The organism is Pseudoalteromonas sp. TB25 (assembly GCF_000497995.1).
Taxonomy (GTDB): Bacteria; Pseudomonadota; Gammaproteobacteria; order Enterobacterales; family Alteromonadaceae; genus Pseudoalteromonas; species Pseudoalteromonas distincta.
Genome location: NZ_AUTI01000301.1, coordinates 1 through 16994 on the forward strand (window position 1 = coordinate 1; position 16994 = coordinate 16994).

The 16994-nt window shown below is 39.5% G+C and carries 10 protein-coding genes and 2 pseudogenes; 3 read left to right on the plus strand and 9 right to left on the minus strand.

Annotation, left to right across the window (positions count from 1 at the left end; translation table 11 throughout):
* Positions 1 to 63 precede the first annotated feature (63 nt).
* Together istB and L652_RS01000000123685 are read right to left on the minus strand one after the other, a co-directional pair.
* Entirely contained in the window at positions 64 to 816 is a 753-nt protein-coding gene (istB, locus tag L652_RS0111005; RefSeq protein ID WP_008108712.1) for an IS21-like element helper ATPase IstB, read from the minus strand.
* Positions 809 to 2274: pseudogene (locus L652_RS01000000123685) on the minus strand (IS21 family transposase). The gene istB and the pseudogene L652_RS01000000123685 overlap by 8 nt, the downstream one beginning before the upstream one ends.
* 101 nt (positions 2275 to 2375) lie before the next feature.
* On the opposite strand from L652_RS01000000123685, the gene L652_RS0111015 reads away from it, so the two are divergent.
* Entirely contained in the window at positions 2376 to 2930 is a 555-nt protein-coding gene (locus L652_RS0111015; protein WP_024596481.1) for a hypothetical protein, read from the plus strand.
* A gap of 101 nt (positions 2931 to 3031) precedes the next feature.
* Here L652_RS0111015 and L652_RS0111020 read toward each other — a convergent pair whose 3' ends face one another.
* Together L652_RS0111020 and L652_RS0111025 are read right to left on the minus strand one after the other, a co-directional pair.
* Positions 3032 to 3319, minus strand: coding sequence for a hypothetical protein (locus tag L652_RS0111020; RefSeq protein ID WP_024596480.1), 288 nt, complete (start codon positions 3317 to 3319; stop codon positions 3032 to 3034).
* Positions 3297 to 5336, minus strand: coding sequence for a PHP domain-containing protein (locus L652_RS0111025; RefSeq protein WP_024596479.1), 2040 nt, complete (start codon positions 5334 to 5336; stop codon positions 3297 to 3299). The genes L652_RS0111020 and L652_RS0111025 overlap by 23 nt, the downstream gene beginning before the upstream one ends.
* 307 nt (positions 5337 to 5643) lie before the next feature.
* On the opposite strand from L652_RS0111025, the pseudogene uspE reads away from it, so the two are divergent.
* Positions 5644 to 6312, plus strand: a pseudogene (gene uspE / locus L652_RS0111030) (universal stress protein UspE); the annotation flags it as partial.
* A gap of 167 nt (positions 6313 to 6479) precedes the next feature.
* Entirely contained in the window at positions 6480 to 7394 is a 915-nt protein-coding gene (ttcA, locus tag L652_RS0111035; protein WP_024596437.1) for a tRNA 2-thiocytidine(32) synthetase TtcA, read from the plus strand.
* A gap of 85 nt (positions 7395 to 7479) precedes the next feature.
* Here the strand turns inward: ttcA and L652_RS0111040 are convergent, their stop codons facing one another.
* From L652_RS0111040 to recB, 5 genes are all read right to left on the minus strand, one after another.
* Positions 7480 to 8541 (minus strand): hypothetical protein, encoded by a 1062-nt coding sequence (locus tag L652_RS0111040; RefSeq protein WP_024596438.1) that lies wholly within the window; start codon positions 8539 to 8541, stop codon positions 7480 to 7482.
* Between the two features lie 54 nt (positions 8542 to 8595).
* Positions 8596 to 9666 carry a hypothetical protein gene (locus tag L652_RS0111045; protein WP_024596439.1) on the minus strand — a complete coding sequence of 357 codons (1071 nt, stop codon included), beginning with the start codon at positions 9664 to 9666 and terminating at the stop codon, positions 8596 to 8598.
* A 286-nt stretch (positions 9667 to 9952) separates the two neighbouring features.
* A complete protein-coding gene (locus L652_RS0111050) occupies positions 9953 to 11278 on the minus strand; it encodes a PAS domain-containing methyl-accepting chemotaxis protein (protein ID WP_024596440.1) in 1326 nt (441 codons plus the stop codon).
* A 479-nt stretch (positions 11279 to 11757) separates the two neighbouring features.
* Positions 11758 to 13806 carry an exodeoxyribonuclease V subunit alpha gene (gene recD, locus L652_RS0111055; protein ID WP_024596441.1) on the minus strand — a complete coding sequence of 683 codons (2049 nt, stop codon included), beginning with the start codon at positions 13804 to 13806 and terminating at the stop codon, positions 11758 to 11760.
* A partial coding sequence (recB, locus tag L652_RS0111060) for an exodeoxyribonuclease V subunit beta (RefSeq protein ID WP_029770268.1) occupies positions 13803 to 16994 on the minus strand: 3192 nt, incomplete at its 5' end. The genes recD and recB, both read right to left, overlap by 4 nt.

Consider the following 16994-nt stretch of genomic DNA (forward strand, 5'->3'; position numbering starts at 1 on the left):
TATCTAGCGTCAATTAACTTGGCCGGTTCCGCGTCAATTATCTTGGCCGGTTGATACCGAATTTTATTTACTCTTATTGAGCGCTGTTTTGCGTCGGTAGCTGTCACCTTCACAATGAATAATCGTGGCATGATGAACCAAACGATCGATTGCCGCGACTGTCATCGTTGAATCTTCAAATAGTTCATCCCATTGCTCAAATGATTTGTTTGATGTGATGATCATGCTGTGTCGCTCATAGCGATGGGCTATCAATTCAAACAGCACGCTCGTTTCCTGTTCAGTTTTTCGAACGTAACCAACGTCATCAACGATTAATAAGCTGTATTTATCGAGCTTTACAAGTTCGTCTTGCAAGCGTAAATGTCGCTTTGCTTGCTGGAGTTGTTGAACAATCGCTGACGCGGCAACGAACTTAACTTTATGGCCCTGCTCGATAAGGCCATAACCGATGCTACTGGCGATATGCGTTTTACCAAGACCACTGGCGCCAAATAACAATATATTGCCACCGTGCTTCAACCAATCCGGCTGATTTATTAAATCAGCAACAAGGGGCTTACTAACCCCATCAACAAGGGTAAAGTCGAAGCTGCTAAGGTGTTTACCCATTGGCAATTTTGCATCTTTTAAAAGCCGCTGAAGGCGTTTGTCATCGCGTGTCGCAAGTTCAACATGGCACAGCTCAGACAAGTATTGCTGCGGGCTCCATTGTTCTTCCATCGCTTTTTTTCCCAGGGTATTCCACTGTTGAAGCATGGTGCTAAGCTTTAATTGTTTCAGCATTAAAGGTAACGAGGCCGTGAAGTTATCCATGTAGACCTCCCGGTATCATGCTGCTATAAGCGCTCAAGCTGTGTTGCTTTATTTTTATTGTGGGTATGTTTGATGCAATCACTAAAAATTGCGCTTCACATTCTCGGATGGCCGGTAATTGTCGCTGAGTAATTGACACTGCTACAAATCGTCCTAATTGACGTTCACACCCACTTTGTTTTGCTAAATGGAGCAGTTTTACCATGTAATAGCTCGCTTCATCCGCTAAAAGATGAGTATTAACGTATTCCCAAATAGCTTTGTAATTGTCGCTTGGGAGTAAGTCGTCACGTAGTTGTGAGTAGCGAAATGCCAATGGTTTTTTAACCAATGCGTCAATAACATGCAAGTAACTAATATTGCGTGCACGGCACCCTTTAGAAGCATAGACACGCGCTAACGTTTGAACTAAATCGCTGCCATAGCGCAGCTCTAAGCGGTTGTCATATAAACGAACAAGTAATCGGCTACCAATAAGGCGTGACGGGACGCTATAGGTAACACGTTTCAATGAAATAGTACTCGTACGTGACACCGTTAGATAATGCTCGGTGTAATTGACGCTCATCGTCCGTGGTAAAGCGTGTAATTGTCGCTGCTCTACTGCGTACTTATCACTTACACGGCGATTACGGCGAGCAACAATGTCTGCAACAAACGATTCATAGACTTCTCTTGTCTGAAAGTCATAACTACCACGGATTTTTAATGCTTGCTCCAGTTGCGATTTAAGATGCCCATGAGGGCTCTCAATAGCCCCATTTTCATGCGCAATACCGCGGTTATTACGGGTCGCTTTAAAGCCATAATGGATAACTAGCTCATTAAAGCGCTCTGTAAAATCATTATCATTAGTATGATTACGATAGGCGGCACTGAGACTGTCTGTACGCACTTCTTTAGGCACACCGCCGGCTGCTTTAAATGCGTTTTGCACACCATCAGAAAAAGCAGCAAAGCTTTCACCGCNCTGGCGGGCATACGATAATGAAACAACATATGCTTAAGGGGTTCACTAGCAATGGTAACGGGTGACTTCACATGTGTGAAATCACATATACCTAATAGGCCATACTCGTGTGTTTGCAGGAATACGACCTCTTTGCTTGAGCCATACAGTGCCCGCCATTTATGAATTCGACGCTCTAATGTACGCCGTGAGCTCGGGTTAAATTTGTCGGTGTGAAACTCGCAAAGATGATCAAAAATTCCCACTGGAGTTAACGTAGCATCACCTTGAAGTAGAGGGACAACAATACTGTCCCAGATAGATTCAAGTGGATCTATACGTGTTCGCCATTGGCGTTTATTAGACAATGGCTGCTCATCCAGTTTATCAATGCGCCTTGCTGAACGTTCAGAAATACCTGCTTTCGCAGCCGCGATAACTTGGCTATTACGCTTTCTATGTTTCATATAAATAGTGACCTGCTGATCAGTGATTCGTGTTCCCGGCACAGTGAACTCCTCCGTTCTGCTGTACCGAACCTTATCAGATCAACCGGCCAAGATAATTGTCGCTAGACCGGCCACCGTAATTGTCGCTTAATAAGGTGTAAATGGTTAAATATATTCTCGGTCTTCTAACAGGTTTTTGTTTAACTGTCTGGTATCTAGTTTTTGACCTTAAATTTAATTTTGATCATGCGTTTACTCTTAACCTAATAATCGCAGCGGGAACTATTACGGCTACCGCGATACACTTCGATTCAGTCAGGAAACAAAGAAAAGATCGAGTTTGGGAAATAAACAAAGAAAGTCTAATTCAGCTATCTAAATCGTTAGCCGACGCTATAGAAGTTTCATCTAAATTGTCTGACCAAGAATTTAATATTATGAACAATATTCCTGATGATACTTGCACTGAGGGTGCAGCTGAAATAAACCAAAAGTTCCAAATGACAATTTCCGACTCGTTAAATGTTTACAAGCCTCTACTTAACGCTGAATTAATTACTGCTATTGAAAAATATCAACAAGCAGAAAAAAACATAGAGAGTTCATTTGATCACGATCAAATTAATGTGTTTGAAGCTTATGACAGTCAATGGGGAGCACAAAAAGAGCTTCAAATAGTAGTAAGCCGTTTTATTAAAGAGGTTGCGGGTATTTAATTTAGATATCAAAGGCGTTACCATCGCCCACTAGTGACACTTAGAAGTACTAGCTCAGAGTTGAGTAAGTCCTATTACTCAACTCTGATGTTCAACTTATATTAACTGTATTTAGCTAAAGCATCTTTGAATATATTTTCACTCTCATCTTTAAATCTGCTTCTTTGGTTATTGAGTTCATCGAATTTTACATATAGGTTTTTATAGATAATTTCATGTGCTTTATTGTGAACTTCGGCTTCAGAAGGATCATCCATCTCAAAACAATCTTCTAAACACTTGTTAACTATAACCAGTATGTCCTCCTTAGATATATCATCCAACACTTTCCAAGAATCCCCATCCAAAGAAAACTCTCCTTTGCCATTAACGATCTTCAAGCACTTCATATTCTTTTCTCCTAACTGCATAAGGTTCACGACCTGCTTCTAAACAATCAAGCAGTACTTTATGATTATCAGTTTCCATGCCATCAAGGCCAACTAGTACCTTATCCGTTGGGTAACCTGTATATAAATCATACTCAACTTTTCCATCATTTACCCTCTTGCTTGTATACACAAGATAATCAGGCTTTATTGATGCACCAACGGTACTGTTGTGTGTCACCAGAATTACGGGCATGAAGCCAGACATTTCCTTTATAAGACGATTTACTTTTTTATATAAAAATATGTTGTCAAAAGAAGATTCTGGCTCATCAATCAATAGTAAATCAAATTGACTAGCATCACTTATTTCTTGTAATAATCGATATTCAGATCTCTCCCCGCCTGATACCTGGTACCCAGAAGAATTCAAAATATCGTAGTTAATTTTAACAAACAATTTGTGGTACTCAGTCTCGGCGAGTTCTTCTATTTTTCGTAATTCCTTCAAGTAACTAAAGCCAGTCTCTTCGTACTTAGAGAAGGAGCTAACGAAAGAAATCCTTCGACTTAATACACCACCAACATCACGAGCATTTGTAAATTTGCTTCTTTTTGCTACCTTAGAAAATCCTTGGATATCCTTACGAAGGAACTCAGTGTCTTGTTTTATATTCCGACACAGAGTATTAAATTTCTCGACCCTCTTAAGGTCTAGAGCATGCTTATATAGATTGACATCACTAATTGGAGCTGCGGCTGTATGCATTTTCAACTCACTTTTAATATTGTCTACAAGATCATTAACAAATGATTTCTTGAGTTCCAGGTCTTTATTTTTGTTATGTTCTTTTATTAAATCAACAACCAAATTTTTTAGATTATCATCCGAAACATATCTATTGATAATCTCTCTATACCCAGAGTTATCAGCTAAAACCATAGCCGCATTGATGAGAGTCTTCAATGAATCTAAATCATCAATAGTAAAGCCTGATTCAGTGAATAAATGAGCCTTAGCAAAAGCATCAAGTTTATGCGATTCAGCAGCATGACTCAGTAAAGAATCAACAAAGTCATTAAGCTCTCTATCTGAACGACTAATATCAACATCTCTCATCAAATCAACTGACTCTTTAAATTCCTTTAAATAGTTCTCGGTAATCCTGGATTGACTCGTCGAAAGACTCCTAGAAAAATCCCTTTCATCATCTTCATCTCTCTGTAACAGAGAAAACTGCCTAACATACTTAACTTTTACATCTTCAGTTGTATTCTGCTCCGCAATTAAATTGAGTGTATGTGACTTACCAGTCGAACGTTCGCCTAGAACAACGTTTAAACCTGTAGATAATTTCAAGCCATTATTCAACGCCTCAAAGAATTGATGCCCTTCTTCTTTTGAAAGATGTACTTTATACTTATCTGATAGTGCAAGCTTTAAAGCTTTGAGTGTAATTTCCCCAACATCAATATATGTATGCCTTGGAGGAACAACATTTAATTTATCTTCTACACGTAAGTCACTAAAACATACAGGCACGAGTGCATCTGCATCTTTAATACTGTAAATAAACTTCCTAGGGCTTGTAACCTCACCAGTCATTACATGCTCTCTCAGCTTATTGAGCGTCTCCTCTTTTATTTCTGGGGACTTTTTGTAATGAGGGATCAACAGGTAATTTGAAAGGCTTGTAAAAACTTCATGGAATTCTTCAAATGTAATCGAAGTATATTTATCAGGTATGAGTTCTGTAATCATGTCGCAGCGACTTTTAAAGTCATTTAACTCATTATCTTCAGCTATTACTAAAAGGTGAGTTCCCTCTATATCTACCTCAATTCCTGGAAAGACTTTAACTGCAAGCTGTTGTTGGATTATACGGAACTGCTCTAAATCAAACATATTATGATTAGTAATTGCGATGGCGTCTAATTTAGCCTCTTCTACATACCATTTCATCCGCTCCATACTAAAAGTAAATTTCTTATCGCTCGGTGTACTGACAGTATGTATGTGTAAATCAATTTTTTTCAAAGGCTTTCCATTCCTATTTTATTGAAGTCTTTCAAAGATTAGCATAGAAAATTAGATTTTGAATTAGTCTTTTTAATACGATGAAACCTTTTCGTGCTAGTAAAAAGTTTTTAAATTATCTTAATAATATAATCCAACGGTGTAACTCTTAAAAATGGAAAGTACAAAATCTGGAAAACTACTTTCCAGAACTCAAAAAAGTCCAAATTTCTTTGCGATTTTTCACTTTTTCTGGAAAAGCCTCCTAAACTAGATAATATGTAGGTTTCCAGAGTGTTTCCAGATTTGGATGTACAGAGTAGTTTGTGTTTGGCATAATCGCCCTTACGAAGCCATAATCGATACTGTAATTGATGAAAAGTACGATTTAGTAATTAAAGGCACACATCAACATGGTGCACTTAAATCAGTTATTTTTACCCCGACCGATTGGCACTTAGTACGCAAATGCCCAGCTCCGGTATTATTTGTAAAAGAAATGGCATGGCCAGCAAACGGTAATATTTTAGCTGCTGTAAATGCGGTTAGTGAAAACGAAGAACATGTAGCACTTAATAAACGCGTTATTAAAGACGCACAATTTTTATGTGAACTTGCCAACGCAAAACTTAATTTAGTTAATGCTTATCCTGCAACGCCCATAAATATCGCAATCGAAATTCCTGAGTTTAATCCGGGGCTTTATAACGAATCAGTTAAAAAGCATCATCATGAATCAACCAATGCACTTGCTGCAGAGTTTAATTTAAACCCAGAGCAATGTTTTATTGAAGAAGGCCTGCCAGAGGATGTAATCCCTGATGTAGCGAAGCGGTTAAATAGCGAATTAGTTGTTATTGGTACCGTTGGGCGTACCGGCTTAAGTGCTGCTCTTGTAGGTAATACAGCAGAGCATGTAATTGATAGCCTAGACTGTGATGTACTGGCACTCAAACCCGATGGTTACGTGAGCCCACTTGCAAAAAAACTAGATTAACCAAAAGATTTTTAGCAAGTAACAGCTCATATACTACTTGCTAAAAATACCGTGTTTAAATTGCTTTTAATTACATCCTAAACTCGCATATTCAGGTGGTTTGGGTATAATACGCCCCTTTATTTTTAGCAAATAACTTTGCTGTATTGTTTTACTAGGGGGCGTAATTGTCACACTCAGATCAAGCTAAAGCTCAATTTAACTTAAATAAGCTGCAAAAGCGTTTACGTCGCCAAACTGGTCAAGCTGTTATGGACTTCAATATGATTGAAGAAGGCGACCGTATTATGGTGTGTTTATCAGGCGGCAAAGATAGCTACACCATGCTTGAAATGCTTCAACATTTAAAACGTGTAGCACCTATAAAGTTTGACCTAGTTGTTGTAAATCTTGATCAAAAACAACCAGGTTTCCCTGAACATGTACTACCCCAGTACCTTGATAAACTAAATGTTGAGTACAATATTGTAGAAGAAGATACCTACAGCATTGTTACCGATATTATCCCTGAAGGTAAAACAACGTGTTCACTTTGCTCACGCTTACGTCGTGGTATTTTATACCGCACAGCAAATGAGATAGGCGCTACTAAAATAGCCCTTGGGCATCACCGTGATGACATGATTGAAACCTTATTTTTGAACATGTTTTATGGCGGTAAACTAAAAAGTATGCCGGCTAAATTAATGAGTGATAATGGCGAGCACATGGTTATTCGCCCACTTGCATACTGCAAAGAAACCGATATAGCCCAATACGCATTTGCACAAGGCTACCCTATAATCCCTTGTAATCTTTGTGGCTCACAAGAAAACCTACAGCGTAAACATACAAAAGCAATGCTTGCAAAATGGGATGCGGAGCACCCGGGCCGTATTGAAAGTATTTTTACAGCAATGCAAAACATAGTGCCTTCACATTTAGCTGATGCCGACTTATTTGATTTTAAAAACTTACAAACAGGTGAAGTAATTGATGGTGGCGATATCGCCCTTGATAAACCTGACATACCTAAAGTACCAGTAAGTAGTGAAATTGATGAACAAGAAGTGCCAAGTGTAGTTACTATAAATCTTAGCTAACTTTTAGTTAGCTAAGAGTAAAGAATTAAGGGTTTGTATTTATATACAAACCCTTTAATTTACCAATTTAATCTTAAGCTTTACTTTAACTCTCAGCTAAACCTTGTAAAAACTCTAAACTTAACTTTTCTTGTGCATTAGCCTGGTATGGCAACTGTTGCAAGCTATCGTACGAAAAATCGTTAATATCAAAGTGACTTATTTCACTACTCCCAAAGCTGTTACGCTCACCGGGGCTTGGGGACATTTTCTCAATTACAAAATCACTTAAACGCATATCTGTAATACCTTGTGGTAATACCGACCAGTGAGCTTTCAAATTAAGTGTTTGGCTTCCCTGTGCTAACCGCTCTTTAGATACTAAATGAGCAAGTGGTGTATCGCCACTGTATAAGTTAGCCCTAACTCGATACAAACCGCTTTTTATCACTGTTAAATTAGCTGGCACGACCATGTTTTCATCTTGTGCATATGCAGTTTCAAAACCTGTTAAAGTCGCACTCGGCGCCATATATTGAATTTGTGCAACTACAGGGACTTTTTTACCAGCAACATCACCCTCTACAAACACTTGCAAACTACGAGGGTAATCATCCTCTCCTTTAAAGGTGATAGTTGCCTCACCTTCACGTGCATTACCTATATGAGTATTTAATACTTCTTTTGTATCTGTATTTGCAAGCTCAACGACTACTTTACCAAGTCCTTGAGCACTTACTCTTATTATTATTTCTTCTGGGTATACAAAACGATACTGCTTAATACTTAACGTTAAAGCATCACCACTTTCGTCAATAGGGCTCGACACAGGGTAAAACTGGTTTGGTTTTAATCGGTCTTCATCTAGTGGGCTTAATGGTTGAGAATAAGGAGGAAATTTGAGTGCGCTTTGGTATTGCATAACCACTTGCTGCGCCGCTTTTGTTAAGTCTTCATTAAACGCGACTTGCTTTTTTGATTGTGTTTTATTTTTTTTAGGTACATCTATGGGAATCACTTTTACAGGTGATAAATCAACTACGCTAGCGGCTTGTTTAACCTGCGTTGTCACTGGCTCTACAACTTTATGAGTGTCATTTTTACTTGTAAACCATAGCGAAAATAAAATAGCGCTAATAATTAAAGCAACGACATAAAATTTTTTCATTAGTTAATTTAATCCTTTATAAGGCGTATAGCTTTGAGCTACACGCCTTGCATGTTATGGGATCACATTATAAATAAGTGCTGATGCGCTTAAATTATTTGAATCCTTAATATAACGATATTGTTTTTTCCAAAACCAACTACCTGTAGTTTTATCAAACGTATTAAACCCTACCGTGTCACCTTCCACATTTACGTTATTCATGGCAATTGTTACATTACCTTTGCGCTGGGCATTATGTATTTCGTTATGGCTATAACTGTCACTCATCATCATTGGATAATGGTTTGGCATAAAGCTATTTACCGCATCACCTTGCGATTTTAAACGGCCATCAGTATCAATACTTTGGCTACAACTTCCAAATGAACTAGCTGAACTTGCACCACATGAAGAGTGCGATGCAACAACCGAGTCATCATTGCCTTTTAAAAATCCACCTGTTAATCCTAAGTATGCATTACCATCTGCCACAAAGCGTAAACGAGGTGTACGTGCATCAGGAAATGGTGATATTTTACGGGCGTTATTCACTTTTAAATCGTGTAATACGCCAACGGCCTCGGTTACATCACTTCCTAGCCACCATTTGAGTGCAGCATCGACCGCAAAGTTCCATGATGCGCCAGTTAAAGCACTAACAGCGACGTCAGCAAGCTCACTTCCACCGCCCGCGCCTGCTAAATCAAACGTAGCCACGATATTAAGCGGCTGTAATCCTTCGTTTTCTAACCAGTTTTCTTGATTATCAATAATATGGCGTGCAACTAAGTCACCTGTTGAATGTGTTACAAATACACAGCCATCACTGCATAAATTAGAGCGTGAAATTTGCTTTAACTTTGGCCACACCCAATCGGTAGCAATTTTACCTTCAATTCGCTCATAAGCAGGCCAATCAATTCGCTCATCTGCACGATTATTCCAGTACGATTGCCAATATGTTTCACCGTCATTAATTACATCACTACCCGACTTATTGGTTATTTGCGAAGTTTGTAACCCGTGAATTAATATAATTTTGTAGTCTTTACTCGCAGCAGAAAAGCTCATTAGCATAGCAAGCCCAGCACCAATTAGGTGACTTGGTTTAATTAATGTGTGTGTGCGCTTAGTGTTGTTCATACAATTCCTTAATGTTGTGTACGTAATATTTTATTATCATTTAAGGTATTCATACTAGGGCTTGTCAGCCTTGGCGTTCATCAGTATTAGGAACAAAGAACAAAAATGCAACAATTTATTATCATTTATAGGGATGAAGAAACTTATTACTTGTTATTTAATGGGTTAATAAAGAATAGTTGTTAAATTTAAAATTATCAGGGATGTTTCGAGAGTAATATTGAGGGGGGTTAGGTTGAGCGGGTACCGGTAAAGGTGCCCGCTTTAGAATAAGGACGTAACTAATCTAGCCGTTAGCTTTGAGTTCACTGGTAAATTGCCCAATCGCATTTACAACTTCTTGTGCGCCTTGCTGAATTTCCTGCATCACATCACCCGACTCTTTAGATAGTGCTAAACCTTGCTCTGCTTTTTCTTTACCTTTTTCTATTACAGCCACCGTATTTTGGGTTTGTGATTGGTTACGCTGTACTACTTCTACTATTTCTTCTGTTGCTTTTGATGTACGAGATGCAAGCAGTCGAACCTCGTCTGCAACCACAGCAAAGCCTCGACCTTGCTCGCCAGCTCTAGCCGCTTCAATTGCGGCATTTAATGCTAACAAATTGGTTTGCTCTGCAATACTACTAATACTTTGTACAATACTCGATATTTGTTGCGACTGCTGATCAAGCGCTGAAATTTCACTTGCCGCTTGCTCCATGTTAATAGCCAGCTCGGTCATTACTGCAACCGTATCTTGTATAACGCTCGCGCCTTGCTCTGCTTTTTTATCCGTTTGGGTTGAGGTGCTATAAGCAATTTCGGCAGCCTTAGATATCGCAATTTCTTGATTTACTTGCTCTGTAATAACTGTTGCAAACTTCATTACTTTATAAAGCTCATTCACGTCATTTGAGATTGGGTTATATGACGCTTCTAACCATACAACATTGCCGTATTTATCAACACGCTTAAAGCGCTCCGCTATAAACTGTCCTTCTCTTAATTTAGCCCAAAACTGTTGATACTCTTGGGAATTATACTCTGAAGCTTCACAAAATGTGCGATGGTGTTTTCCTATTAATTCACTTTCTTGATAACCCATTGCTGATAAAAACTGCTCATTTGCTTTTAAAACATGGCCTTCTAAATCAAATTCAATTACTGCCATAGAGCGATATATCGCTTTGATAGTGTCGCTTTGCTCGCGGGAAGCCGTGATTGTTTTTGTAAGCACACTCCCGAATATAGAAAAATAGAGCAACTGATCTTGCTCCCCTTTTACAGGATGTACTATTAAACGTAACCATTCAGCTTTACCATCACCGCGCGCAATTTGTAATGCACCGCCCCAATGTCCTTCTTTTTTTATAGCTTGCTGTAGGCTTTTAAATTCTGAAGATTGACGAGATGACTCAGTAATAAAATCATCAAAAGAGTTATTAGTAAGATCGTCTTCGTTGTAGCCTAAATTTTCTAAAAACCTATCATTGGCGTGCGAAATTCTGCCATCATAGAGAATGTTCAGTACTAACATCTCTCGGTAAAGCCCTTCCCACACTTGTTGTAACGGATAGAGTTCTGCTTTTAAAGAGGCTATTTCATTTTGCTTATTTTTAGAAAAAAACATTAATATCCTTACTAGGGCGTGTTGACCTTTGTGGATTGAAATTTGTTCAATCTAGGGGCGATTAAATCACGGCGCGAGGTTTGTAACCTAGTGGGCTCGATAACTGCTCCTGCGTTATTCTAATGGCTTACATCCATGTAAGAATAAGTAAAAACCGAGCAAAGCTTCCGCGTCCTGCTCACGCCCCTTACCTACATCCATGTAGGCAACAAAGATTTAACCGTCCCTAGAAAGAACCCAAAGGGCAGCGTATGTTTGGTATTTATACTACGTTATCGCCTATGTATGGGGAATACCACACTACATAGGCTCTGCCTTGGCTAAAAACCAAACACACTACTGCAAATTCACCCACCAAAGATCAACACGCCCGAATACATTTAATATAAAATTAACTTTAGTATAGAAGACATTTATAATAACGCGATAAATAACAAGCAGTTTGAAGCTAAATTATTAATAAAAAATTCAAATTAAGCTTAAAATTGTAACCTTTCATATAAACCAGATGCTCTTGATACGCTTTTATTCATTGCTAGTTGCAGTACTTTTTTGTCAGCCACCAGCTCAAACTTATTTTTAGCGCGGGTTATTCCCGTATACACTAATTGCCTGTTAATACCCATGCGCGCTTGTTTTAGCGGTGGCAGTACCATAGCGGTGTAACTAAACTCTGAACCTTGTGATTTATGAATAGTCATTACGTATACTTTATCGTGTGCAGGGAGTCGTGCTGGCGAAAATGCTCGTTGATTACCTTGCTCGTCAATAAATATGGCTTTGAGCTGATTGCTTTCATCGGGCATTAAAATACCAATATCGCCGTTAAATAACTTAAGCTGGTAATCGTTTTGGCTCACCATAATGGGCATGCCTGTATAATGATGAGTATTAGGGCTAACTGTTATTAAACCTTGCTGTTGCAATACGCGCTCTATTCGCTGATTTAAGCTATGCACGCCGTAATCGCCCTCTCGTACCGCAGCTAAAAGCTGATAACTAGCAAAAGCAGCATGCACCTGTGCAACATCTGCACCTTGGGCAATTAAGTTAAGGTATTTTGCATAATGACTTACTGCACTTTTAACAAGCTTTTCAATTGGTTTCGCTACAAAGTCGTAATCTAAAATTACATCGTTAAAACGCCCTTCGGTACTTTCTTGCTCAACGTAATTTAAAATACCGGTGTTATTTGTGTTTACCGCAAGTGCGAGTTGACCAATGCCGCTTTGTGCATCAAATCGATAACTGTGCTGTAAAAAGGCAACGCAATCTGCGAGTTTAAATTCACTCACGCTTTGCGCTACGAGCTTAGGCTCATTATTAAAACATAAGCTATTTAGCTCATCACAACGTGCTTGCGAGTAGCGTGGCGTTTGCCCAAGTGTTAAACCTTGGCATAAATCGCTCATTACGCTGCCAGTATCTACCGAGGCAAGCTGGTCTTTGTCACCTAGGAGTATTAATCTCGCATGCGCAGGCAGTGCTTCTATTAATTTAGCCATCAGCGATAAATCGACCATACTGGCTTCGTCAATAATCAGCACATCTAAATGCAGTGGATTGCTTTTGTTATGTCTGAATTTATTAGTAAACGGTTTTACGCCTAATAAGCGATGAATAGTTTGAGCGTTTTGCGGTATCAGCGTTTTTATATCATCAGGAATCGTTGTGAGCTTATTTTTAGCGCCTAAAATAGACTCACTTAAACGTGCAGCGGCTTTACCTGTCGGTGCCACCAGCTTAATGCTAAGCGGCGCGGTTTTATAAAGTGACTGCAAAATAGCCAACAACTTAGTCACTGTGGTAGTTTTACCGGTACCTGGACCACCCGTGATCACGCTAAAGCCTTTGGTGGCAGCAATCGCACACGCCACTTTTTGCCAATCAGTTTCAATTGCAGAATCAGCAGGAAAATAGGTATTTAAAAGTTCTGCCAATATTTCATTATTAATATTGAGCTTTCGCTCGCTCATGCTTAATAGTCTATCTGCGAGTGTTTGCTCATAACCGGCAAGGCGCGCAAAATAAAGTCGCTCTTTAAACAGTTGCAGTGGTTTATTTTCGCCCACGCTTTCATGGTTTTGTAAATAACTGAGCGCTGTATGTACATTAAAGTCATCACTAAACGGGCTTAGCGTACTGGGTACATTGCCATCTAGTTTATTAAAGTCGCTTTTGCGCAAGTTAAAAGGATTGCTCCAGTCAACCTCATTTAAAGTTAGGCAGCTATGCTGGCTTTGCTGCGATAAGCACAGTAATAAAATAATATAAAACAGCTCATTATGTGTTTGCTCAATGTCATTAGCACACAGTAACTCTGCGAGCTTAACATCAACTACACGTAGTCGATTTTGCGCTAATAAATACTCAAGTAACGGGACTTCGATAATAGTATTATTTAACACAATGTCCTCTAATGGGACATCTTGTGCTACATTTTTTGAAGTAAGAGGCTCTACGGCTTCATTATTGAGTGTCTCGTCTATATCGTCAAACAAGCCAGGTTGCTCATTTAAATCGCTCATAGCATGGCTCCTTGGCTAAATAAGCCATCTAAAATAATCACTTGTTCTTCAGTTAGCTTTTTAAAGTACACACCTTGCCCTGCCGGCATTCCTCGTAAAAATGTGTAATACACGCCGCCTAAATGAGTTTCTATTGAGTAATCAGCTATACGTTGTTTTAATAAACGATGCAGTGCTACGGTGTAAATTAAATACTGTAAATGATACTGATGACTGCTCATCGCTTGCTCAAGCATGTCGCTCTCGTAATCAGCTGGCGTGCTACCTAAATAATTAGACTTATAATCTAAAATATAATATTTGCCTTGGTAGCAAAATATTAAATCGACAAAGCCTTTTAACAAGCCCTTTACGTGCGAAAATTCAAGCTTACTTTGTGTAAAACCAAAATGTTTAACCAGCATTTCGTTTAGCTTTGGTGCACTTAAGCTCTCAAGAGGTAAATTAAATTCCATTTCGACTAGGCAATCTTTGGGTGTAAGCACACCCAATGAAAGAAGGCTTTTTTCTAAAGAACTGTTATCTAGGGGGCACGCAAGAACATCAAGTACCCACTTTTCAGCCACTTCTCGCCATTGATCACCTATGTGGTACTTTTCAAGGCTGCGCTTAACTACTTCAGATAAGTTTTGCTCGGTATTAGTTGGGTGAACTATTGGGCTAGTAAAATCTATTTGTTCAAATATTTCGTGTAAACAGCTACCAGGCTTTGCCCCTTTAGGAAAACTATAAGGTGATGGTAGTTCGTCCTCTTGCACTGCAAACTCGTCTTTTTCGTGATCTTCATCACTTCGCCCTGGGGCTAATTGGTCGCTGTGCTTTTTAAAGCTCAACGCACTAAAGCTGGTTGCTCGCCAGTTACGTTCAATATTTGCTGTTACTTTATTAACACTTAACGTTTGCTGCGCACTTTCACTGTTATTAAAACAAAGTGTTCCCTGCTCTAATAATGTTTGTGAGGTAAATTGCTGATAGCTCATCGCGCTGTTAGCGTCGCAAAACTCACTTAAATGCGTGCGCCATGTTTGGCTACTGGCAAGTTCAAGCCCTGCAAATAAAACATGCCCAAGTGCACTACTTTGCATAGCCAAGCGGCTACTTTGTCCTTGCCCTATGTTATAAACACCAAGCGCACAAAAATGTACGGCGCGAGTAAGTGCTACATAAAGCAGGCGTAAATCTTCAGCTAGGCGTTCTTGTTCTGCTTTTTGAAGGGCATCTTCGTCTTTACTTAAATCGTAAACTAGCTTGCCATTATTATGATAAAGCGCTTCTTTTGTTTCGCGATAGCCACTGGCAAACGGCATAAATACCAAAGGGTATTCAAGCCCTTTTGAGGCATGCATAGTGACAATTTTAACTAAGTTGGCGTCACTTTCTAGGCGTACCTGTACTGTTTCACCGTCTTGTTGGCTTACCTTTTGTGCAAACCATCGCAGTAAACGCAGCGTGCCTTCAAGCTCTATTTGTTTTTGCTGAAGTATTTCGCCCAAGTGCCTAAAGTCCGTCAGCCAACGCTCAACGTTATATCCTAACCCTTGCCATTTAGCGCTAAGTTGGTTATGGCTCATTAAGCGCTCAAGCATTGCCATAGCGCCTTGCTTGTTCCAAATGTGGCTAAGTTGTGCAAAAAAGTTTAAGTAGTCTTGCCATTGATTTTCATCATCAGCGAGTGCATGTATTTCGTTATAACTTAAACAAAATAGCGGACCAGCTAAAACACCGCGCAGCAATGACTCATCATATTGTCCATGCAGCGCTGTTAAAAAGTTAAGTAGGTGATGGCTAAGCTCTTGGCTAAAAACGCTCTCGCGCGATAAATACACGCTGGAAATTTTGGCATCACCTAGCGCTTTTTTCATTATTTGCGCTTCAACACGGTCGCGCACTAATATACAAATATCAGCAGCGCTGACAGGGGTACTGCCAATACACGCATCCCCTTGTTTTGCTTTTTCAAGCAGGGTCACTATTTTATTAGCAAAGTGAGTGGCTAAATGTGCTTGCCCTACACCTTTGTTGGTTGGTTTGTTTTTTTCGTCTGCGGCTTCATCCACAAATACATTAAATTCGAATGCGGTCGTGGGTTTGCCATCAATTAAAAAAGAGTCTTCCGCTTTTTTACCTTTAGCAGCTACTGCGTTAAAGGGGATGGCGTCGTTATAAATAAAGCTGTTAGCGTGTTTGCCAAATAAACTATTAACGCTATTGACTATATCGGTGCTTGAGCGAAAGTTAGTACCCAGCGTAAATTGCTGATCAGTCTGTACAGCTTCTTTTGCGCCAATATAGGTAAAAATATCTGCGCCCCTAAAGCCATAAATAGCTTGTTTAGGGTCGCCTATCATGGCAAGCGTGGTATTTTGTTGCCCATAAATTTTACTAAAAATACCGTACTGAATCGGATCGGTATCTTGGAATTCATCAATCATGGCAACCGGAAACAACTGTGCAATTTTTTGCGCTAGTACGTCGCCTTGCTCGTTATTAAGCGCACTGTGTAAATTGGTCAATAAGTCATCTGGGGTGATAACGCTTTGCTCTTGCTTGCGCTTAACTATTGCGGCTTTTACCCAGCGTGCTGCATGTTGTACAACCGCTATTTTTAGCCCTTGGTTTATGGTGTTGTTAAGGGCGGCAAGCTCGTCAAACTGACTCAGTAATGGATGCACAAATAATGGCTGATTTTTTTTATAATTGCTCACATCGCTTAAGCTTTCTGTACTCCACACTTCAAACGAATACTTGCTAGTGCCAAATTCAAAAAACAAATCACCCCCTAAACAAAATGCTTCAAGCGCACCAAGGCTGCCTTTTCGTGCTGGCGTTTTAGACCCGCTTAAACCCGAGCTTTTAATAGCACCGATAAACTCTTGCTCTAACACCGCTTTTTTAAATGCAGGCACACGGGTTATGTACTCGTCACGGGCTTTCCATACATCATCTAAATTTATTTGTGGTGTAATGTGTGCATTAGCTTTGTTTAAAATGCTCGCCACTTGAGCGAATAAAGACTCTGGTGCGGCAAATACATCTAAAATAGCATCGGTGCGTTCTTTATTAAGTGGGTATACAAACGCACGCCAAAAATCTTTAATGGTTTCAAGTAATATGTCGCGCTCATCTAAAATAAATTCGAGATTAAACGCCACTCCCGACTCAAACGCATGTTGTTTTAGCATCCGCTG

Coding starts and splice junctions, on each gene's coding strand:
- istB (WP_008108712.1), bottom strand. CDS start 816: ATGGATAACTTCACGGCCTCGTTACCTTTAATGCTGAAACAATTAAAG.
- L652_RS0111015 (WP_024596481.1), top strand. CDS start 2,376: ATGGTTAAATATATTCTCGGTCTTCTAACAGGTTTTTGTTTAACTGTC.
- L652_RS0111020 (WP_024596480.1), bottom strand. CDS start 3,319: ATGAAGTGCTTGAAGATCGTTAATGGCAAAGGAGAGTTTTCTTTGGAT.
- L652_RS0111040 (WP_024596438.1), bottom strand. CDS start 8,541: ATGAAAAAATTTTATGTCGTTGCTTTAATTATTAGCGCTATTTTATTT.
- L652_RS0111045 (WP_024596439.1), bottom strand. CDS start 9,666: ATGAACAACACTAAGCGCACACACACATTAATTAAACCAAGTCACCTA.
- L652_RS0111050 (WP_024596440.1), bottom strand. CDS start 11,278: ATGTTTTTTTCTAAAAATAAGCAAAATGAAATAGCCTCTTTAAAAGCA.
- recD (WP_024596441.1), bottom strand. CDS start 13,806: ATGAGCGATTTAAATGAGCAACCTGGCTTGTTTGACGATATAGACGAG.